The sequence below is a fragment of the Thiococcus pfennigii genome (genome assembly GCF_016583835.1).
Lineage (GTDB): Bacteria > Pseudomonadota > Gammaproteobacteria > Chromatiales > Chromatiaceae > Thiococcus > Thiococcus pfennigii.
Window position 1 is genome coordinate 1 of sequence record NZ_NRRW01000001.1, and the last position, 19,905, is coordinate 19,905.

General features: G+C 69.7%; 18 protein-coding genes. 8 read left to right on the forward strand and 10 right to left on the reverse strand.

From position 1 onward, the window contains the following. Positions 1-445: 445 nt before the first annotated feature. The 7 genes from CKO41_RS00005 (at position 446) to CKO41_RS00035 (ending at position 9,116) form a co-directional block, all read left to right on the forward strand. On the forward strand, positions 446-1,402 hold the full coding sequence (locus CKO41_RS00005) for a cytochrome c3 family protein (protein WP_200380892.1): 957 nt from the start codon (positions 446-448) through the stop codon (positions 1,400-1,402). Then, a complete protein-coding gene (locus tag CKO41_RS00010) occupies positions 1,399-2,016 on the forward strand; it encodes a cytochrome b/b6 domain-containing protein (protein ID WP_200380893.1) in 618 nt (205 codons plus the stop codon). The genes CKO41_RS00005 and CKO41_RS00010 overlap by 4 nt, the downstream gene beginning before the upstream one ends. Before the next feature lies 1 nt (position 2,017). Further along, complete coding sequence (locus CKO41_RS00015) at positions 2,018-4,165, forward strand: cytochrome c3 family protein (RefSeq protein WP_200380894.1); 2,148 nt, start codon at positions 2,018-2,020, stop codon at positions 4,163-4,165. A 264-nt stretch (positions 4,166-4,429) separates the two neighbouring features. Next, positions 4,430-5,761 carry a 3-phosphoshikimate 1-carboxyvinyltransferase gene (aroA, locus tag CKO41_RS00020; protein WP_200380895.1) on the forward strand — a complete coding sequence of 444 codons (1,332 nt, stop codon included), beginning with the start codon at positions 4,430-4,432 and terminating at the stop codon, positions 5,759-5,761. A 1-nt stretch (position 5,762) separates the two neighbouring features. Further along, positions 5,763-6,446 (forward strand): (d)CMP kinase, encoded by a 684-nt coding sequence (cmk, locus tag CKO41_RS00025; protein ID WP_200380896.1) that lies wholly within the window; start codon positions 5,763-5,765, stop codon positions 6,444-6,446. A gap of 562 nt (positions 6,447-7,008) precedes the next feature. After that, positions 7,009-8,688 (forward strand): 30S ribosomal protein S1, encoded by a 1,680-nt coding sequence (gene rpsA, locus CKO41_RS00030; RefSeq protein ID WP_200380897.1) that lies wholly within the window; start codon positions 7,009-7,011, stop codon positions 8,686-8,688. Between the two features lie 77 nt (positions 8,689-8,765). Next, the gene (locus CKO41_RS00035; protein WP_200380898.1) at positions 8,766-9,116 is read left to right on the forward strand and encodes an integration host factor subunit beta; all 351 of its coding nucleotides are present in this window, start codon (positions 8,766-8,768) and stop codon (positions 9,114-9,116) included. Between the two features lie 97 nt (positions 9,117-9,213). On the opposite strand, the gene CKO41_RS00040 is transcribed toward CKO41_RS00035, so the two are convergent. Then, positions 9,214-9,558, reverse strand: coding sequence for a phenylpyruvate tautomerase MIF-related protein (locus tag CKO41_RS00040; RefSeq protein WP_200253540.1), 345 nt, complete (start codon positions 9,556-9,558; stop codon positions 9,214-9,216). Positions 9,559-9,735: 177 nt separating this feature from the next. Here CKO41_RS00040 and CKO41_RS00045 point away from each other — a divergent pair, with 177 nt between their 5' ends. Continuing rightward, positions 9,736-10,329 (forward strand): malonic semialdehyde reductase, encoded by a 594-nt coding sequence (locus CKO41_RS00045; protein WP_200380899.1) that lies wholly within the window; start codon positions 9,736-9,738, stop codon positions 10,327-10,329. Positions 10,330-10,391: 62 nt separating this feature from the next. Here the strand turns inward: CKO41_RS00045 and der are convergent, their stop codons facing one another. The 9 genes from der to CKO41_RS00090 form a co-directional block, all read right to left on the reverse strand. Further along, positions 10,392-11,789 (reverse strand): ribosome biogenesis GTPase Der, encoded by a 1,398-nt coding sequence (der, locus tag CKO41_RS00050; protein ID WP_200380900.1) that lies wholly within the window; start codon positions 11,787-11,789, stop codon positions 10,392-10,394. 3 nt (positions 11,790-11,792) lie between these two features. Next, complete coding sequence (bamB, locus tag CKO41_RS00055; RefSeq protein ID WP_200253543.1) at positions 11,793-13,091, reverse strand: outer membrane protein assembly factor BamB; 1,299 nt, start codon at positions 13,089-13,091, stop codon at positions 11,793-11,795. A gap of 55 nt (positions 13,092-13,146) precedes the next feature. Beyond that, on the reverse strand, positions 13,147-13,782 hold the full coding sequence (locus CKO41_RS00060) for a tetratricopeptide repeat protein (protein ID WP_200380901.1): 636 nt from the start codon (positions 13,780-13,782) through the stop codon (positions 13,147-13,149). A gap of 62 nt (positions 13,783-13,844) precedes the next feature. Then, a complete protein-coding gene (hisS, locus tag CKO41_RS00065) occupies positions 13,845-15,107 on the reverse strand; it encodes a histidine--tRNA ligase (RefSeq protein ID WP_200380902.1) in 1,263 nt (420 codons plus the stop codon). Between the two features lie 48 nt (positions 15,108-15,155). After that, positions 15,156-16,073: a RodZ domain-containing protein gene (locus CKO41_RS00070; protein WP_200380903.1), complete on the reverse strand. Its 918-nt coding sequence runs from the start codon at positions 16,071-16,073 to the stop codon at positions 15,156-15,158. A 71-nt stretch (positions 16,074-16,144) separates the two neighbouring features. Beyond that, a complete protein-coding gene (gene pilW / locus CKO41_RS00075; protein ID WP_200254695.1) occupies positions 16,145-16,921 on the reverse strand; it encodes a type IV pilus biogenesis/stability protein PilW in 777 nt (258 codons plus the stop codon). Further along, entirely contained in the window at positions 16,918-18,036 is a 1,119-nt protein-coding gene (gene rlmN / locus CKO41_RS00080; RefSeq protein ID WP_338115524.1) for a dual-specificity RNA methyltransferase RlmN, read from the reverse strand. Before rlmN ends, pilW begins: the two co-directional genes overlap by 4 nt. Continuing rightward, positions 18,020-18,448 carry a nucleoside-diphosphate kinase gene (gene ndk / locus CKO41_RS00085; protein WP_200380905.1) on the reverse strand — a complete coding sequence of 143 codons (429 nt, stop codon included), beginning with the start codon at positions 18,446-18,448 and terminating at the stop codon, positions 18,020-18,022. The genes rlmN and ndk overlap by 17 nt, the downstream gene beginning before the upstream one ends. A gap of 228 nt (positions 18,449-18,676) precedes the next feature. Next, positions 18,677-19,846 (reverse strand): YibE/F family protein, encoded by a 1,170-nt coding sequence (locus CKO41_RS00090; protein ID WP_200380906.1) that lies wholly within the window; start codon positions 19,844-19,846, stop codon positions 18,677-18,679. Between the last annotated feature and the right edge of the window lie 59 nt (positions 19,847-19,905).

Below are 19,905 nucleotides of genomic sequence, written 5' to 3' on the forward strand. Positions count from 1 at the left end.
CCAGCGTCATCGAGACCTGCCGCAAGCGTGGCGTCTCTCCTTGGCCGTACATCGCTGAGGTCATCGGCCAACGACGCCAAGGGTTGCCGGCACCGCCCCTACCAGCGCCCGCTATCTGACAGCACGCGCAACCCCCGGCAGGCCGTCCGAAGCGGGGGGGCTAAATGGTTACGAGGGGTGGAAGCTGCGTCTCCGCGGCCAATCATAGGCCATTTGGCGAGTTTTGGGCGCGGGCGGGCGCCGACCGTTCCGGTCAGCGGTTGCGCGATCCGATCCCATGCGCACCGCCCCGGCGTTACCGGAAGACCTCTCGACAAGGCCCTCGCCGCAAGATCCCGGGGGTCGCGCGACGGCCCCCAAGCCGCCGCCGCGGCCTGCCCGCCGATGACGGGGTTATAATGCCACTGACCCCGGCGCCCAGGTGCCGCCGCCGTCTCGGAGCCTCATGTCCGTCTTGCCACACCCATCTGTCTCGTCGTCGCGGCGCGCGGCGCTCTTGCTGCTGCTCGTAGCGGTGCTGTTGGCCGTGCCACCGGCCTTCGGGGCGGCTGAGCGACCGGGCGCGCTGCGCGAGTGTCAGCGCTGTCATGGGATGGCGACCCTCGGGTATCGCGATCCGCAGACCTGGGCGATCGTCGATCTGTTCGTCGATCCCGTTCGGTTCGCCGAGTCGGCGCATCGTGAGCTGGTCTGCGTCGACTGCCATGCCGAGGATTACCGGGGCTATCCGCATCCGCAGGTCGCGACCGAGCGGAAGGGTTGCACCGACTGCCACCGCAAGAACGAGGCGGTGCACGCGCAGCTCGCGCGGATCGCCGCCGAGCTCGCCGCAAGCGTGCACGGCAAGGCCGATCCCGACGCCGCCGACGCTCGGCCGCTCGACTGTTCTTCCTGCCACGATCCGCACGACTTTCGCCCGGCTGGGTGCGATGAGCCGCTCGCCGCGATCGTGCACCGGCACAACGCGATCTGCTTCGCTTGTCATCAGGATCGGCCCGCGGTCCTGGGCGGGACGGACGTGGCGCTGCCGCCGCATGCCTGGCTGCCGGACCGCGAGGCCCATTGGCAGGCGGTGCGTTGCGTCGAGTGCCACACGCCGACGGCCGCGCCGGCCAGTCATTTGGTCCAGCCGGCGGCGGTCGCAGCGCGCGACTGCGTCGGCTGTCATTCGCGCAGCGCCGAACTCCTCGGCGACCTGTATGCCTATCGCTCCGAGGAGGAGATCGCCCGGCGCGGTTGGCTGTCCCGGGCGGTCTTCAACGAGGCCTATGTCGTCGGGCTGAGCCGCAGCCCGACGATCGACCGGCTGAGCCTGATCGGCCTCGCCGTCGTCGCCGGGCTGCTCGCGGCGCACGGCCTGGGGCGCTGGCTCGCGGCCCGGGCGAGGAGGAGGAGGGCATGACCGCGCTGTATCTCTATCCCGGCTGGCTGAGGCTGTGGCACTGGGTCAATGCCGCGCTCTTCGTCGCGCTGATCGTCTCGGGCGTCAGCCTCCACTATGCCGGGGCGGCCGCACTGCTGCCGTTCCGCACCGCGCTCGTGATCCACAACGCCGCCGGCATTCTGCTGACGGTCGCCTGGGTCGGCTTCGTCGTCGGCAACCTGGTGACCGGCAACGGCCGCCACTACCGGATCCGGCTGCGCGGGCTGTGGCGGCGGACCTGGGACCAAAGCCTCTACTACTTGGTCGGGATCTTCCGCGGCGCCCCGCACCCGTTCCACGTCACGGAGACGGCGAAGCTCAACCCGCTCCAGCAGCTGAGCTACGTGGCCGCAATGTTCGTGCTGATGCCGCTGCTGATCCTGAGCGGTTGGGGCTTCCTCCTCTCGGTGCGCCTGCCGGAGACCCTGTTCGGGCTCGGGACCATCTGGATCGTCGCGGGAACCCATGTCGTCGTGAGCTACCTGCTGGTCCTGTTCGTGCTGGTGCACCTCTACGTCATCACGACCGGGGCACGCGTCACGACGAACCTGCGCGCGATGCTGACCGGCTGGCACCGCGAGGGCGGAGACTGACATGAACGACTGGATCAAGACGCGGATCGGCCGCTGGGCGCTGATCGGGCTCGGGGCCGTGCTGCTCCTGGTCTTCGCCTACCCGGTGATCTATCCGCGCCTGTTCGAGGCCTATGTCGGCAAGGCGAACGCGCCGCTGACCTATCCGAACAGCCGCGCCCTGACCGACGCCGAGTTCGAGGCGCTGGCCGACGAACTGACCGAGGCGGCGCGCCGGCGCGCCGCGGAGGCGATCGTGCGCGACGACCAGGACCCGTTCGCCCGGGAGGTCAAGCTCGCGATGCTGATGCGCACGCCGTCGTTCGTCCGCGACCACGAGCCGAGCCATATCCGCTACTTCCGCGATGCCGGGATCCGCCGCTACGCCGGCCCCGAGACCTGCCTGACCTGTCACGCGACGATCGAGGTCAGGCGTCCGGACGGGCGCATCGATGAGGTCGACACCCTCGCCGACATCGTCAATTCGGTGCACTTCAAGTTCCAGAGCGAGACCCCCGGCGGCTTCTCGACGGTCGGCTACGACGGGCGGATCGTCAACGCCCCGGGCTCGCGGCCGATCCCGGTCGGCAAGATCGACCGCGCCTGCGGCATCCCGGGCAGCTTCTCCTGGACCGGCTGGGCGGCCCTGATCGAGAGCCGGCCGGCCGGCGCCGAGGGCGTCGTGCTGCGCAGCGAGGGCTGTGGGCAGTGCCACATCGGTGGCAACTACCAGCCGGCCACCGAGAAGATGATGCCGGTCGGCGACGTGCCGGGCGTGGCGAAGGAGGGCATCGACTGCCTCATCTGCCACGCGACCGACTACGACATGAACCAGCGCTACGTGATGCGCGACGCGGTCGGGCTGCGCTGGAACCAGGACCGCAGCCTGCGCGCGGCCCTGACCGTGACACGGGTCGCGAACGAGTACTGCCTGCGCTGCCACCAGCACAACATGGGCGGCGACGTCTATCTGCATAACGAGGCGGCCCAGGCGCTCGGCGAGCGCAACCAGCGGCTGCTGCACAAGGGGGCCAAGCGTGGCAACCCCTTCAGCCCGGCCGACGACGTGCACGCCGCGGCCGACATCCAGTGCACCGACTGCCACCGCCCGCAGGGCCACAAGCTGCCGCGCGGCAAGCTCGGCGTCGACCTGGTCGCGAACGATCTGCCCGACGTCGAGGTCTCCTGCGTCACCTGCCACTCGCAGGCCCCGCACAATGCCTCCGAGGACAAGGTCCTGCTCAACGGCCACATCGCCCGCATCGCCTGCGAGACCTGTCATATCAGAGAATTGCAGCCGACGAACGTGGTCCTGCGCGACTGGGTCCACCCGACCTGGAAGGCCGAGGAGGGCATCTACGAGCCGACCGACGTCTACCGCTCCGGCGAGGTCAACAAGGGCTTCACCTTCCTCTGGTTCAACGGGAAGGGGACCTTCCTCGCCAACGCCCTCGGCAACAACCCGAACGGCACGAGCGACTACGACCCGCTGATGGCGCAACTGGCGCGGATCGACGACCCCGAGGTCGTCGCCGCCGTGCGCGAGGCCGCGCGGGCACTGAAGGTGCGTTATCCGCAGATCGACGTCGAGGCCTACGTCGAGGCGGCCACGAATCCGCTCTCCCAGCTCACCCCCGAGCAACTCGTCGAGCGCCGCCGGATGATCGAGGAGAACCTGCGCGCCTACATGAACGACGGCGAGAGCCGCATCTATCCGTTCAAGCTCTTCAACGCGCTGATGTACGAGGATATGGGCAATCAGGGTCCGTTCGGCGCCATGATCCTGCCGTTCGACTACCCGACCTACTACGAGACCGGCCAGACCCGCGAGGCCGTCGCGGCGGCGCTGCGCGACCCGATCCTGGTGCGGATGTACCAGACCCCGTTCAAGCTCTACATGATGGACGAGTTCATGGCCTACTTCGGCGTCGCCGGCGGCTGGCGAACGAATTACCCGCTGGTCGACGGCGCGCTGCGCGGCGTCGAGGCCCACTGGATGCGCCAGATGGGCAGCCTGAAGATCAGCCACGGCATCCAGCGGGCCGGACGCACCTGCGAGGAGTGCCACGCCCGGAATGGGATCTTGGACTACCGCGCCCTCGGCTACTCGCCCGAGCGGGCCGCCGAACTCGCCCGCCCGGACATCCTCGAGGCTGCGGCGGTGCGCTGAGGGCGCGCCGTGCATCGCGCGACATCCCTTCGCGACTGTCGCTTGAATAGTGTCGGCGCAGCTTCGGCCGTACGAAGGCGACGGCCTCGGCCGTCTGGGCGCATTGCGTTGCGGCTGAAGCCGCACCTACGCCTACGCCGAATCGTGAAATCGACATGACCGAGGTCGGGCGCATTTCGTTATCATGCGCACCTTCTCGACACTCCGGATCCTGTGCGAACCGGCGGGCCACCATGGTTCGCCGCCAACTCTAGCGGGGGAAACTTGGCCGCGGCATCATCAGGACAACGCTTTCATCTCTCGCCCGGCGGGGCGCTGCGCGGGCGCCTGCGCGTGCCGGGCGACAAGTCGATCTCGCACCGCGCGATCATGCTCGGCTCGATCGCCGATGGGGAGACCGAGATCTCGGGGTTCCTCGAGGGCGCCGATGCGCTCGCGACGCTCGGCGCCTTCCGCCAGCTCGGGGTCCAGATCGACGGGCCCGAGGGCGGGCGGGTACGGATCCGCGGCGTCGGCCGCGATGGGTTGAGGGGCGCCGACGGGCCGCTCGACATGGGCAACTCCGGCACCTCGATGCGCCTCCTCAGCGGCCTGCTCGCCGGGCAGCGCTTCGCCTCCACCCTGATCGGTGATGCCTCGCTGTCACGCCGACCGATGCGGCGCGTGACCGGGCCGCTCGCCGAGATGGGGGCGCAGATCGCGACGACGGAGGAGGGCACCGCGCCGCTGCGCATCACGCCCACGCCCGAGCTCGCCGGCATCGACTACCGGCTACCGGTCGCCAGCGCCCAGGTCAAGTCGAGCCTGCTGCTGGCCGGCCTCTACGCCCGGGGTCGGACCTGCGTGACCGAGCCGGCCCCGACCCGCGATCACACCGAGCGGATGCTCGCCGCCTTCGGCTATCCGTTGACGCGCGACGGCGCCCGGGTCTGCCTGGAGGGGGGCGGGCGCCTGCGCGGCTGCCGGCTGGAGGTCCCGGCAGACATCTCCTCGGCGGCCTTCTTCCTGGTCGGGGCGAGCATCGCGCCCGGCTCGGACCTGACGCTGGAGCACGTCGGCATCAATCCGACCCGCACCGGCGTCATCGACATCCTGCGGGCGATGGGTGCCGATATCCGCATCGAGGCCGAGCGCGACGTCGGCGGCGAGCCGGTCGCCGATCTGCGGGTGCGGTCCGCACCGCTGCGCGGCATCCGCATCCCCGAGGCGCTCGTGCCGCTGGCGATCGACGAGCTGCCGGCCGTCTTCATTGCCGCCGCCTGCGCCGAGGGCGAGACCGTGCTGACCGGCGCCGAGGAGCTGCGCGTCAAGGAGAGCGATCGCATCCAGGTCATGGCCGACGGGCTCGCGCGGCTCGGCATCGAGGCCGAACCGCGACCGGACGGGATCCGCATTCGCGGCGGCACGCCTGGCGCCGACGGGGCGCGCGCGGTCATCGAAAGCCACGGCGATCATCGCATCGCGATGTCCTTCGCGATCGCCGCGCTGCGCGCCGCCGGCCCGATCGAGATCGAGGACTGCGCCAATGTCGCGACCTCGTTCCCGCGCTTCGCCACACTGGCCGGCGGCGTCGGGCTGCAGATCCGGGAGGGCTGAGATGGTCCCGGTCATCACGATCGACGGCCCCTCGGGGACCGGCAAGGGCACGATCGCCGGGCTGCTCGCCGAGCGCCTCGGCTGGCACTGCCTCGACAGCGGTGCCCTCTACCGGGTGCTTGGGGTCGCCGCGCAGCGGCGCGGGATCGACCTCGCGGCGGCCGCGCCGCTCGCCGAACTCGCCGCCGCCCTGCCGGTCGAGTTCACCGCCGACGGAAGGGTCCGGCTGGATGGCGAGGACGTCTCCGACGCCATCCGCACCGAGGCGGCCGGCGCGGCAGCCTCGCAGGTCGCCGTCCATGGCCCGGTGCGCGAGGCCCTGCTCGAGTGGCAGCGGCGCGCCGCCCGCGCCCCGGGCCTCGTGGCCGACGGGCGCGACATGGGCACGGTCGTCTTCCCCGAGGCGCGCTTGAAGATCTTCCTCGACGCGAGCCCTGAGACGCGCGCGAGGCGGCGCCATAAACAGTTGAAAGAAAAGGGGTTGGATGCTAACCTTGCGACCCTTGTAGAGGACATCCGGGCGCGGGACGAACGGGATCGCAACCGCTCGGTCGCGCCGCTGCGGGCGGCCGAGGGGGCGTTCGTGCTCGATACGAGTTCGCTCTCGATTTCGCAAGCACTTGATTGCGTTATGAAAGCCGCCCGGTCTGCGCTGCCCGATCTGGCCTGGAGGGATGACGGCTAGGCCGCAGCCACATCCAGGGCGTAACGGAAGGGGCGCGATGCGGATCCCCGGATCCGCCATCGACCGCGCAGGCCGTCGTCTCTCTTCGTCGAAGTCGCCGGCCCATCCAGCGCGCATCTCGACAGGCCGCGGTGACCGCGGCCTGTCGAGATGCGGGAGCGGGTTGCAATGGCTACTACCCCGCATCGTCCCCGGTCAACCGGCCGACCGGGGCGCTGCCGTCCCTGGTGAAGGCCGCGGCCACCATCGGGACGCACCGGCCGCCGCGGCCTCTTTGTCAGGAGGGCGCCCAGCGGCCAACCAAGCCGGCCCTGGCCGGTGGACCATCCACGAATCGCCGATCCTGGATGGTGCTCAGCTTCGAGGCTCGGCTCGAAGCGCTCGGCACCGCGCGTGCCACTCGGGAGGAGTCGATGCCTTGGCTTCTCCGCAGACTCGGCGTGGCGGGTCGATTGCGGCCCGCGAATGGTGGTCGGCGTCGCGAACGTCGACCTTGTGTTCATCCAACCCTCTCGTCCCGGAAGGGGCGGGATTACGTGCCGCGGCAGGAATATAGGATCTCATGAGCGAAAGCTTTGCTGAACTTTTTGAACAGAGTCTGAACAACACCCAGCTCCAGCCCGGCACGATCGTCACCGGGCAGGTCGTCGAGATCACGGCAGACACCGTGGTCGTCAATGCGGGCCTGAAGACCGAGGGCATCATCCCGAGGATCCAGTTCCTCGATGCCGAGGGCCAGCTCGAGGTCGCCGTCGGAGACGACGTCCAGGTGGCCCTCGATGCGGTCGAGGACGGCACGGGCGCAACGCGCCTGTCGCGCGAGAAGGCAAAGCGCTTCGCCGCGTGGGATTACCTCGAGAAGGCCTTCGAGGCCGGCGACACCGTCAAGGGCCTCATCAACGGCAAGGTCAAGGGTGGCTTCACCGTCGAGTTGGGTAGCGTGCGCGCGTTCCTGCCCGGCTCGCTCGTCGACGTGCGCCCGGTACGCGACACGACCTACCTCGAAGGCAAGGAGCAGGAGTTCAAGGTCATCAAGCTCGATCGGCGCCGCAACAACGTCGTCGTCTCGCGCCGTGCCGTCGTCGAGGAAGAGTACAGCGCCGAGCGCGAGGCGCTGCTGAAGAACCTCGAAGAGGGCATGGAGGTCAAGGGTATCGTCAAGAACCTGACCGACTACGGCGCCTTCCTGGATCTCGGCGGCATCGACGGCCTGCTGCACATCACCGACATGGCCTGGCGTCGGGTCAAGCACCCCTCCGAGGTGGTGGAGATCGGCGACGAGGTCATGGTCAAGGTCCTCAAGTTCGACCGTGAGCGCCAGCGCGTCTCCCTCGGCCTCAAGCAGATGGGCGAGGATCCGTGGGTCAACATCTCGCGCCGCTATCCGGAGAGCACCCGGGTCTTCGGCAAGGTCACGAACATCGCCGATTACGGCTGCTTCGTCGAGATCGAGGAGGGGGTCGAGGGCCTGGTCCACGTCTCCGAGATGGATTGGACCAACAAGAACGTGCATCCGACCAAGGTCGTCGCCGTCGGCGACGAGGTCGAGGTCATGGTCCTCGACATCGACGAGGAGCGTCGGCGCATCTCGCTCGGCATCAAGCAGTGCCAGAGCAACCCGTGGGACGAGTTCGCCGCGACCCACAAGAAGGGCGACCACGTCGCCGGGGAGATCAAGTCGATCACCGACTTCGGCATCTTCATCGGCCTGGAAGGCGGCATCGACGGCCTGGTCCACCTCTCCGACATTTCCTGGGACGAACCCGGCGAGCAGGCCCTGCGCCGCTACAAGAAGGGTGACCGCCTCGAGACCGTCGTGCTGTCGGTGGACCCCGAGCGCGAGCGCATCTCGCTCGGCGTCAAGCAGCTCGACAAGGATCCGTTCTCGTCGTTCGTCGCCGCCCACGAGAAGGGCAGTGTCGTGCGCGGCACCATCACCGACGTCGATCCGAAGGGCGCGACCATCGCCCTGATCGAGGGGGTCGAGGGCTATCTGCGCGCCTCGGAGATCTCGCGCGACCGCATCGAGGATGCCCGCGCGGTGCTCAAGGTCGGCGACGCGGTGGAGGCGAAGTTCCTCGGCGTCGACCGCAAGAACCGCACCATCTCCCTCTCCATCAAGGCCAAGGACGTCGACGAGGAGCAGGCGGCCATCAAGGGCTACTCGCGCGATGCGGCCGCCGGCACGGCGACGCTCGGCGACATCCTGAAGGAGCAAATGGAAGAGGCCCGTCGGGACTGATCCCCTGACGCCAGCCCGATCGCACGCGAGGCCCGGCACGCCGGGCCTCGCCTAGCCTTTTAGCCGGAATGATTGCCATGACGAAATCAGAGCTGATCGATGTGCTGGCCGCGGGTCAGAATCACTTGGCCTACAAAGACGTCGAACTGGCGGTGCGCTGCATTCTGGACAACATGAGCAACGCACTGGCCTCCGGCGAGCGCATCGAGATCCGAGGGTTCGGCAGCTTCTCGCTGCACTATCGCCCGCCGCGCATCGGCCGCAACCCCAAGACCGGCGAGGCCGTCTCCTTGTCCGGCAAGTACGTCCCCCACTTCAAGCCCGGCAAGGAGCTGCGCGATCGCGTCAACCAGGCCTATCAGGAAGAGCTGATGGCGGCCGAAGAGGAGCCGGCCAAGGTCCGCGAGCGCCTCGTCAGCACGGCCTGAGCACGCCCCCCCGATCCCGTACCGAACAAGCCCCGCAGCGGCCCGCGCCGAGCGGCGCGGTGGCCGTTGCGGGCCTCCATCGGCCCCTGTCGGCGCGTCAGAAGGTGCCGCCGTTCCAGCCGAACAGGTGGCGGGGTGGGGCGGCGAACTCGATGTAGACCCGCTCGGCACCGATCTCCAACGCCTCGGCCAGCAGATCGCAGAGGGTGCGCGAGTACTCCGCTGTCCTATCCTCCGGCAGTCCGAGGCTCTTGAGCTCGAGGTAGGCGGCCGGCGCCGACGAACCACCCAACGACAACGCGCGGCCGTCCTCGATCAGGACCATCACGTAGGCCTCGGGCTTGCCGAGCATCGCGGCGACGGTACCCGAGGCGTCGGCCAGCAGTGCGGCGCACTGCTCGGGCGGGATCTCGACGTTGGTGACGATACGCAGTGTGGGCATGAGAAACACCTCCTCGCGGTTGACGTGAGATGATTGGGATGGCGCTCCGGATCCGAGCGGCGGCATCGCGAGGCCCTCGCGGGCAGGACGGCGACGACGACGCACGACCGGCCGGTGACCTTCACAGTCGGCAGGCCCCGCCGCGGATGCGAATGACTACCGATGGAGAATCCCGAGATGACACGACCCCTCGACGACCTGGCCCTCGATCAGCTGTTCCGCGCGGCGCGCAGCTACCCCACCTGGCAGGATCGGCCGGTCTCGGATGACCAACTGCGCACCCTCTACGACCTGCTCAAGTGGGGCCCGACGAGCATGAACTGCCTGCCGGCCCGCTTCGTCTTCCTGCGCACGGAAGAGGCCAAGGCGCGACTCGTGCCAGCCCTGATGGCCGGCAACGTCGCGAAGGTCCAGGCCGCGCCTGTGACCGTGATCGTCGCCTACGACGGGCGCTTCTTCGATGAGATGCCGAGGCTCTGGCCGCACGACGCGGACGCTGCGACCCTGTTCTCGGGCAATGCCCCGCTCGCCCAGACCACGGCCTTCCGCAACGCCACGCTGCAAGGGGCCTATCTGATCCTGGCCGCCCGCGCACTGGGGCTCGATGTCGGTCCGATGTCCGGGTTCGATCGCGCCAAGGTCGACGCCGAATTCTTCCCCGACGGGCGCCTACGCTCGAACTTCCTCGCCAATCTCGGCTACGGCGATGACTTGGGCCTCTTCCCCCGCGGCCCGCGGCTCGACTTCGAGGAGGCCGTGACCCTGCTCTGAGGCGCGCCGCACCCGAGCCGAGCGATCCCCATCTCGGCCGACGACGGGTCGGCCGTCTCCGGTCAGCGGCGGCGCTCGACGTGTTCGCGCAGCCGGCGGCGCTTCTTGATCTGGTGGGGCGTGAGCTTGTTGCGGCGCCCGGCGAAGGGATTGGCGCCACTGCGCAACTCGATGCGCAGCGGCGTGCCCTGCAGGTCGAGCGCGCGGCGGAACCGGTTGACCAGGTAACGCTGGTAGCTCGCCGGCAGGGACTCGGTCTGGCTGCCGTGGATGACGATCAGCGGCGGGTTGCGACCGCCCTGGTGGGCATAGCGCAGCTTGATCCGCCGACCGCGGACCAGGGGCGGCTGATGCTCCTGGACGGCCGCCTCGAGCAGCCGGGTCAGTTCCGGCGTCGAGAGGTCGCGCGTGGCGTTGGCGTAGACCCGATCGACCTCGTCTAAGAGCAGGCCGACGCCGCTGCCGTGCAGCGCCGAGACGAAGTGGTAGGCGGCGAAGTCGACGAAGGCGAGCTTGCGCCCGAGGTCGTCCTTGACGGCCTGGCGGGCCTGCGCATCGAGCCCGTCCCACTTGTTGACCGCCACGACCAGGGCGCGGCCGCTCTCGAGGATGTGCCCAGCCAGCGTCGCGTCGTGCTCCCCGATGCCGGCCCGCGCGTCGACCACCAGGATCACCACGTGGCATGCGGCGATCGCCTGGAGGGTCTTGATGACGCTGAACTTCTCGATGGCGTCCTGGACCCGGGCGCGGCGTCGCACGCCGGCGGTGTCGATCAGCGTGTAGCGACGGCCGAGGCGGTCGAACGGTATGAAGAGGCTGTCGCGGGTGGTGCCCGGGCTGTCGTAGGTGACGACCCGTTCCTCGCCCAGGAGCCGATTGATCAACGTCGACTTGCCGGCGTTCGGGCGCCCGACGATCGCGACCTGGATCCGCTCGGGACCTTCTTCGCCGGCCGCCGTCTCGTCGTCCCTCGCCAGGCCGGCCAACACCTGCTCGATCAGGGCGGTCACACCTCGCCCCTGGGCAGCGGCGATCGCCACCGGCTCGCCGAGGCCGAGCAGATGGAATTCCGCCGTCGCCAGGTCCGGATCGCGCTGGTCGGTCTTGTTGACCACGAGCGTCAGCGGCTTGCCGACGCGGCGCAGCCGCGCGGCGATCTCGACGTCGCCGGGCACGCAGCCGTCCTGGGCATCGACGAGGAACAGCAGGTGATCGGCCTCGGCGATGGCCCGCTCGACCTGGCCCTCCATCAGCGCCGCGAGGTCGCTCGTCTCACCGCCGAGGCCGCCGGTGTCGACGATGACGTAGGGGGCGGAGCCGACCCGCCCGATGCCGTATTGACGGTCGCGGGTCAGGCCCGGGGTATCGGCGACCAGGGCGTCGCGGCTGCGGGTCAGGCGGTTGAACAGCGTCGACTTGCCGACGTTCGGACGACCGACGAGCGCGATGACGGGTAGCATGGGTCAGGGCGCCGGCACGGCCGGCACAGCGCCGGCCTCGGTGTCGGCCCGGTCGCTCATCGCAGACCCGCCGACCGCGGCGGTCGCGGCGCTCGGCTGGCCAAGCTGCCCGCCGCCGAGGGCCAACGCGGCGAGCGTACCATCGTCGGCGAAGACGTAGACGCGATCGCCGACGACCAGCGGGCGGGCCGTGACCGGACCCTTCGCGATCCGGATGCGGGCGGCGAGGTGTCCGTCGGCACGGGCGACCCCGTGCAGCCAGCCGTCGTAGTCGCCGACCAGGACGAGGTCGCCGAGCAGGGCCGGGGCGCTGAGACGCCGGTGCGCGAGCTGCTCTTGACGCCAACGCCCGGCACCGCGCTCGCGATCGGCAGCCCACAGGTGGTCGTCGGCATCGGTGACGTAGAGGGTATTCGGGTCGGCGACGAGGCCGGCGTAGACCGACAGGGTCCGCCGCCACAGGACGACGCCGGACTCCAGATCGACGGCCGCGAGGTCACCGTTGTAGGTGCCGACGTAGACGGTGTCGTCGAGGACTACCGGATCGGCATCGAGGTCGGTGATGCGCTCCAGCTCGGAGCGCCCGGTCGGTGGCGTGACCCGAGTCGTCCACAGCGGGACCCCGTCGGCGAGGTCGAGCTTGACGAGTCGCCCGCCGGTGAGCCCGACGATCGCGCCCGAGGGCGTGATGGCCGGGCTGCTGCTGCCGCGCAGGATCAGGACCGGGGCCTGATTGAGGAAGCGCCAGCGGACCTCGCCGGTGGCCGCATCGAAGCCGTAGACGTTATCGTCGAGGGTGTGGACGACGATCAGGTCGTCGGCGAATCGCGGCACCGAGAGGATCTCGCTCTCGGCGCGCGCGCGCCACAGTTGCGTGCCGTCGACTGCGGAGAGGGCGATCAGGTCGCCGTTCGTCGTGCCGAGGACGACCCGACCGCCTTCGCTCGCCGGCCCGCTGCTGAGCGGCACGCCGAGGTCGGCGCGCCAGATCGGACGGCCCTCGTTGGGGTCGACCGCGATGACCAGGCCGCGCGCGTCGGCAGCGAAGATCCGCCCGTCGCCGAGGGCCGGGACCAGATAGAGCCGCCGCTTGTCGGTGCCGCGCCCGACGTCGCGCCGCCACAGCACCCGCAGGTCGACATCGGGGGTGAACTTGGCGAGCGGCGTCGGCGGATTGGGATCCTTGTCCCCCCCGAACCAGGACAGCGACGAACACCCGCCCAGGGCGACGGCCGCGACGAGGCAGAGGACGAGGCGGACGAGGGTGGCGTCTCCCCGGTTCCATCGGCGGAAGCTGTTCAATTCTCTGGCCCTCTGGGTTGTCACGCAGTGGTGTTGGGGCGGCGCCGGGCTGCCGTCAGCCGGCCGCCGGCAGGTTGGCCAGCTTGATCTCGATCAGCTGGGCCTGGCTGGCGCCGCTCGCGAGCGCCTCGCGATAGGCCGTGCGCGCCCCCTCGAGGTCGCCCCGGGCCGCCGCGATGTCCCCGCGTAGTGCCGCGATCTCGCCGGCGAAGGCGCCGCCGGCATCGAGGCCGGCGAGGATGGCATCGGCGCCCTCGAGGTCCTGCTCGTCGATCAGGATGCGTGCGAGACGCAGTGCGGCGATGTCGGCCAAGGCCGGATCCGGGGCCTCGTCGATCGCCTGCCCGAGCGCCTCCTTCGCGGCCTCGCGGTCGTCCCCCGCGAGCGCGACGCGGGCCATCACGAGCGAGCCGAGCGCCGCATAGGGGGTGCCGCCGAAGTCCTCGTGCAGCCGCTTGGTCAGCTGGCTCGCCGCGGCCGCATCCGCGTCGCTCCGACTCGCGACCGCGAGCAGTTGCTCGAAGGTCGCCGAGGCCTGCTGGGCGCGGTTCTCCTGATGGTCCTGCCAGGCGCGCCAGCCGAACACGGCGACCAGGCCGAAGACGAGCCCCGCGGCGACGGCGAGCCCGTTCTCCTTCCACCACTGCTTGATCGCCTCGACCTTCTCTTCGTCGGTTTCGTATTGAGCCACGATGCTCTCCCGTGAATCGCGATTGATCGGTTGCCGCGGGGCGCTGCCGCGCCCAACCCCAGTCAGCCCTGGCCGGCCAGGTAGTCCGGCAGTTCGTCCAATGCCACCAGCGTCTGCTCGGCCTCCGCGCGCAGCGGCTTGACGCCGACGACCCCGGCGGCGAGTTCGGCCTCGCCGAGGACCAACGCGTAGCGTGCCCCGCTGCGGTCGGCCTTCTTGAACTGGCTCTTGAAGCTGCCGCCGCCGCAATGACACATCAGACGCAGCCCCGGGCAGGCGTCGCGCAGGTCCTCGGCGATCTGCAGGGCGCGCGCCTGGGCGGCCTCGCCGACGGCGACCAGATAGGCATCGAGGGACTGCGCCGGGGCCGAGTCGGCCTGTTCGATCAGGCCGATCAGGCGTTCCACGCCCATCGCGAAGCCGACCGCCGGCGTCGCCCGACCGCCGAGCTGCTCGACGAGACCGTCGTAGCGCCCGCCGGCGCAGACGGTGCCCTGGGCGCCGAGTTCGTCGGTGATCCACTCGAAGACGCTGCGGTTGTAGTAATCGAGGCCGCGCACGAGCCGCGGGTTGTGCACGTAGGCGATGCCGGCCGCCTCGAGCCCGGCGCAGAGCTGCTCGAAGTGCCCGTGCGACTCGGCGCCCAGGTGGTCGAGCAGCCGCGGTGCGTCGACGAGGACCGCTTGGGTCCCCGGGTCCTTCGAGTCGAGCACGCGCAGCGGGTTCGTCGACAGGCGCTGGCGGCTGTCCTCGTCGAGCCGCTCGCGATGCCGCTCGAGGAAGGCGACCAGCTCCGCGCGGTAGGCGAGCCGCTCGGGCCCGTCGCCGAGCGTGTTGACCTCTAGGCGCAGCCCGGTGAGGCCGAGGGCCTGCCAGAGTCGCCGGGTCATCAGGATGACCTCCAGGTCGATGTCCGGGCCGGCCAGGCCGAAGACTTCGACGCCGATCTGGTGGAACTGCCGATAGCGACCGCGCTGGGGGCGCTCGTGGCGAAACATCGGCCCTTGGTACCAGAGGCGTTGAGGCTGGCTCAGCAGGCCGTTCTCGATGGCCGCGCGCACGCAGCTCGCGGTGCCCTCGGGGCGCAGGCTGAGGCTGCCGCCGTTACGGTCATCGAAACTGTACATCTCCTTCTCGACGATGTCGGTGACCTCGCCGATCGAGCGTTTGAAGAGCTCGGTGACCTCGACCAGCGGCGTACGGATCTCGCTGTAGCCATAGGCGGCGAGGATCCTCCGGGCCTGGGCCTCGAGGTGTTGCCAGAGGGGCGTCTGCGCCGGGAGGATGTCGTGCATCCCCCGGATCGCCTGGATGTTCTTCGTCATCTGAATCGAACTGTTGTGGGGCCGTATGGGATCGATCGACGGAGCGCCTCAGCGGGCCGCCGTCGGATCGAGCGTGAAGCGGGCGACGTTGCCGCGCGCGCGGCTCGCCAGGTCGAACGGCTCGCCGTCGATCCTGATGGTCGCGGCGGCGGCGTTGCCGATGATGATGGAGTAGGGCGGGGAGCCGCCGAGGACACGGCGATCACCCTTGCCCATCTCGCCGAATAGCTTGAACTCGCCCGTCGCATCGCGGATGTCGACCCAGCAGGGCCCATCGAAGACGAGCACGACCTCGACCGGGGCGGGGGCCGCGGGCGCCTCGTCCCCGGCGGCCGGCGGGCTGGGCGACGTCGGGGCCTCGACGATCGGCGCCGGCGCGACGGGCAGTTCATCCGTCGGCGGGTCTGGGGCCGGGTCTGGGGCCGAGGGCACCTCGTCGGGGGCGCGCGGCGGGCCCTGCGGGACCTCGGGCGGATCGTCTGGGGCCTCGATGAGGGCTGGGGCCGTCGGCCCGGTCTCCTCGACCTCGGTGATGTCGAGCGGGCCCTGCCGGCCCTGCCACCAGAGCCCGAGCAGGACCAGAAGCCCGATCACGATGACGAGGGTCGCGACCCGAAAGAGCGGGCTGCCGCTGCCGTCGGACCGGGCGCTGTGCCCAGTGCCGCGCGTCGCCGCCCGCTCCAAGGCCGGGCTCGCGGCTCGGTACGCCTGGAGCAAGGGTTCGGGGTCCAGGCCGAGCAGCCGCGCGTAATTGCGCAGATAACCGGTCACGAAGACCGGTGCCGGCAACTCGGCATAGCGATCTTGCTCCAGCGCCTCGAGCAGTGCCGGGGCCAGGTGCAGCTCGGCGGCGACCCGCTCGGGGGTCAGCCCGCGCGCCTCGCGCTCCTGACGCAGCCAGTGACCGGGACCCGCGCCAAGTTCGCGGGTCGATGGGTGCTCGGAATTGGCGGATGGCTCGGTCATATCGAGGTCGTGAAACGGTTGCCGTGAAGAACGCCGCCGGGGCTCGCCCTCGCTCGCCCTAGGGGGACGGGTCAGAGTTCGAGGACCTCGGGAGCGTCGGGGAAGCCCTTGCGCAGGTACTCGGTGTAGACATTCGCCTGCTTACGGTTGCCAAGCGCCTTCTCGACCCGCACCGCGAGCAACAGCGCCCTGGGGTTGAGCTGACCGCCCTGCATCAGGCGCTCGAGATACCCCTGAGCCGACTTGTAGTCACCACGCGCGTACTGGATCTCGGCCATCTGGTAGAGGGCCGGGGCGAAACGCGGCTCGCGGGTCAGCGCCTGGCGCAGGTAGTTCTCGCCCTTGGTCTTGTCCCCCGCACCGACGGCGCACAGGCCGGCATTGGTCAGGGCCAGCGCCGGCGTATTGTACAAGGGGTTGGCGAGCGCCTCGGCGAACTGGGCGTCGGCCTCGGCGTAGCGTTTCTGAGCACAGAGGAAGGCGCCCCAGGCGTTGCGGATGTCGGGGTTGTTCGGCTCCAGCTCGATCGCCCGTCGAAAATGGGTCTCGGCGAGCGCGTCCTCGCGCAGACGCTGCAGGATGACGGCCGCCACATAGTGGGCGCGGGCGTTGTTGCGGTCGAGTTCCAAGGCACGGCGCGCCCGGTCGAGGGCCGGGTCCATCTGACCGATGCGATAGTATTCGGAGGCGAGCGCGACATAGAGGTCGGCCGGGCTGTCGGTCTCCTGGGCACTGAGCTTGCCGATGCCCTCGCCGCTGGACTGGTTCTGAGGGGTCGCGCAGGCGCCGAGCAGCGTGCAGAATCCGATCGTCACGGCCAGACGCGGCAACCGCATCACCGCGGTCATGGCCGAGCCCCCTCGGCGCCTCTCGCCGCCGCGCCAGCCAGGGGTGGCCGGCGACGCTGCACCAGACCGACGAGCTGGCCGCAGGCGGCGGCGATCTCCTCGCCGCGTGTCTTGCGCGTCGTGGCCACCAGGCCGGAACGCAGCAGCCGCTGGCGGAAGGCCTCGACCCGCTCGGGCGGCGAGGTCGCGAAGCCGCTCCCCGGGAATGGGTTGAAGGGGATGAGGTTGACCTTCGAGGGGGTCCCTTCGAGCAGCCGGATCAGCTGCTTGGCTTCGCCGAGGCCGTCGTTGACACCATCGAGCATCACGTATTCCCAGGTGATCCGACGTCGCCGGTCGCCGCGCAGATAGGCCTTGCAGGCCGGTACCAGTGCCTCCAGCGGGTACTTGCGATTGATCGGAACCAACTCGTCGCGCAACGCGTTGGTCGGCGCGTGCAGCGAGACGGCCAGCGCGACGTCGCTGACGATGCCCAGACGGGCGATGTTCGGGACGATGCCAGAGGTGCTGAGGGTCACCCGATATTTCGAGAGCATGTAGGCGTAGTCGTCGCGGAGGATATCGATCGTCGCGACGACCGCCTCGAAATTGGCCAGCGGCTCGCCCATGCCCATGAAGACGACATTGCTCGGCGCCACGCCCAGGCGACGGGTCGCGTACCAGACCTGGCCGACGATCTCGGCGAGGCGCAGGTTGCGGGCGAACCCCTGCCGGGCGGTGGCGCAGAAGGCGCAATCGAGCGCGCAGCCGACCTGCGAGGAGATGCACAGGGTCCGCCGCCCGGTCTCCGGGATGAAGACGGTCTCGATGCGCTGGCCGTCACCGACCTCGGTCAGCCACTTGATGGTCCCGTCAGGTGCCGGCTGTTCCAAGACGACCCGCGGCAGCGCGACCGTGCAGGTCGCGGCCAGCCGTTGGCGGAGCGGCTTGGAGAGATCCGTCATGGCCTCGAAGTCGGTGAGGCCATGCTTGTGGATCCACTTGAACAGGTTGCGGCCGTGGAACAGCTTGTAGCCCCAACCCTGGACCAGCGACTCGATGCCGGCGCGGGTCAGATCCAGGAGGTCGATCGGGGCGTCCGCCGGGCCGCGGCCCGTGTCACCGGGTGCGCTCACAAACCCCCTCCGGGAAGAAGAACCCGATCTCGACGGCGGCGGTCTCGGGGGCGTCCGAGCCGTGGACGGCATTCTCGGTCAGCGAATCGGCGAAGTCGGCGCGGATCGTGCCCGGGGCCGCCTTGGCCGGGTCGGTCGCGCCCATCACCTCGCGGTTGCGGGCGACGGCGTCCTCGCCCTCGAGGACCTGCACCATCACCGGGCCCGAGGTCATGAAGTCGACGAGTTCGCCGAAGAAGGGGCGCTCCTGGTGCACGGCGTAGAAGGCGCTCGCCTGCTCGCGGGTGAGGTGGAGCATCCGGGCCGCGACGATGCGCAGGCCGGCCGCCTCGAAGCGCGCCAGGATCGCGCCGATCGCGTTGTTCGCGACGGCATTGGGCTTGATGATCGAGAGGGTGCGTTCGACGGCCATGATGACTCCAAATGATCGGTTGCTTGGTCTTTATCGAGGTTGAGGATCGGTTCGACGACCGGCCGCATTTCGCGGCCGGTCCAGAAAGGCAGGGGACGGCGCCGGCGGATCGCTCGACGGGCCGGCGGGCGCCAGCGAGTTGCCAAGTCTACCGAGAGCCCAGGGGCGGGGCAATCGTTGGTGCGCAGCTCGGCATCCCTGGCCGAGTCCGCCGTGCCGGCGGGACGCTCAGGCCTCTCCGCCGAGCGAGGCCGGCGCGACGAGCTCGCCGCGCTCGGCCGCGCGACGGCCGCGGAGATGATAGAGCAGGGCCGCGACCAGGGCGGTGAAGGGCGCGACCGTCACCAGGCCGAAGCTGCCGACCAGGATGTTGAGAATCTCGGCAGCGACGAACGGCGCGTTCAGGACGTTCGCGAGCGGCAGGTCCTTGGCGACGAACAACAGGAACATGCAGATGTGGCTGCTGGAGTAGGCCAGCAGCAGGGTCGTCGTCATGGTCCCGACGACGGCGCGAGCGACGCGCAGACCCGAGACGAGGTGCTCGAAGAACCCGATGTCCGGGCGATTCTGAGCGATCTCCTCCATGCTCGCGGCGATGTCCATCGCCAGGTCCATGACGGCGCCCGAGCAGGCGATGAAGACGCTGGCGATGAAGATGTCGGTGAGACGCAGTTCGTAATAACCGGAGTAGAGCAGGGTCTCGGCGAAGGGGCGCACGGCCCCGTGCAGCTGGAAGGCATGGGTAAAGGTGTAGGCCAGCGCGCAGGTCAGCAGCACGCCAAGCATCGAGCCCGCGAACGTGGCGACCCCTCGGCGATTGAGGCCACCGATCGAAAAGGTGATGCTCGCGGTCAGCAACGCGACCATCGCGAGGCCGGTCGGGATTGGCGAGAAGCCGAGCAGGACCGCCGGAAAGAACAGCTTCCACAGGACGAGCGCCGCGAAGATGAACGAGAGGGCGGCCTTCAACCCGGTCACACCGGCGACTGCGATCAGCAGGGCGGCGAAGAGGCCGACGAGCATCAACTGCAGGTGCAGGCGGTAATGGCCGCGCGCGGCGCCGTGTTTCGGCTCACCGTCGACGACATCGTATTCCACGAGCACGATCGCCCCGGCCTCGTAGAACTCGTCGAACTCCATCTTGCCGGTGAGCCGATTGGTGATCGACATCGCGTAGCCCCGGTGCGGACCGCTCAGCAGGCGGACCTCGAGGGCCTGGGTGTCGGTCTTGACGATCAGGTTGGTGCGCACGTCGGTGTTGTCGACGGCCGTGACCAGGGCGCGGGCGTGCAGACCCGTGGTGACCGGCGAGGCCGGGGCGAGGTCGAGGAACAAGAGTCCGATGCAGATGGTCGCGAGGACCAGGGCGAAGAACCATTCGCGCCGGGTGTGGGACATGGCGGTGTCTACCCTCGGAAGACGAACGAACGCGGCGCCGCTGGGGCAGCGGCGCCGCG

Bases quoted from the DNA above. Each gene is read 5' to 3' on its own strand.
- CKO41_RS00035 (WP_200380898.1), top strand. From the start codon at position 8,766: ATGACGAAATCAGAGCTGATCGATGTGCTGGCCGCGGGTCAGAATCAC.
- pilW (WP_200254695.1), bottom strand. From the start codon at position 16,921: ATGACCGCGGTGATGCGGTTGCCGCGTCTGGCCGTGACGATCGGATTC.
- der (WP_200380900.1), bottom strand. From the start codon at position 11,789: ATGCTACCCGTCATCGCGCTCGTCGGTCGTCCGAACGTCGGCAAGTCG.
- CKO41_RS00040 (WP_200253540.1), bottom strand. From the start codon at position 9,558: ATGCCCACACTGCGTATCGTCACCAACGTCGAGATCCCGCCCGAGCAG.
- CKO41_RS00045 (WP_200380899.1), top strand. From the start codon at position 9,736: ATGACACGACCCCTCGACGACCTGGCCCTCGATCAGCTGTTCCGCGCG.
- rpsA (WP_200380897.1), top strand. From the start codon at position 7,009: ATGAGCGAAAGCTTTGCTGAACTTTTTGAACAGAGTCTGAACAACACC.
- hisS (WP_200380902.1), bottom strand. From the start codon at position 15,107: ATGACGAAGAACATCCAGGCGATCCGGGGGATGCACGACATCCTCCCG.
- cmk (WP_200380896.1), top strand. From the start codon at position 5,763: ATGGTCCCGGTCATCACGATCGACGGCCCCTCGGGGACCGGCAAGGGC.
- CKO41_RS00010 (WP_200380893.1), top strand. From the start codon at position 1,399: ATGACCGCGCTGTATCTCTATCCCGGCTGGCTGAGGCTGTGGCACTGG.
- CKO41_RS00015 (WP_200380894.1), top strand. From the start codon at position 2,018: ATGAACGACTGGATCAAGACGCGGATCGGCCGCTGGGCGCTGATCGGG.
- CKO41_RS00070 (WP_200380903.1), bottom strand. From the start codon at position 16,073: ATGACCGAGCCATCCGCCAATTCCGAGCACCCATCGACCCGCGAACTT.
- CKO41_RS00005 (WP_200380892.1), top strand. From the start codon at position 446: ATGTCCGTCTTGCCACACCCATCTGTCTCGTCGTCGCGGCGCGCGGCG.
- CKO41_RS00090 (WP_200380906.1), bottom strand. From the start codon at position 19,846: ATGTCCCACACCCGGCGCGAATGGTTCTTCGCCCTGGTCCTCGCGACC.
- ndk (WP_200380905.1), bottom strand. From the start codon at position 18,448: ATGGCCGTCGAACGCACCCTCTCGATCATCAAGCCCAATGCCGTCGCG.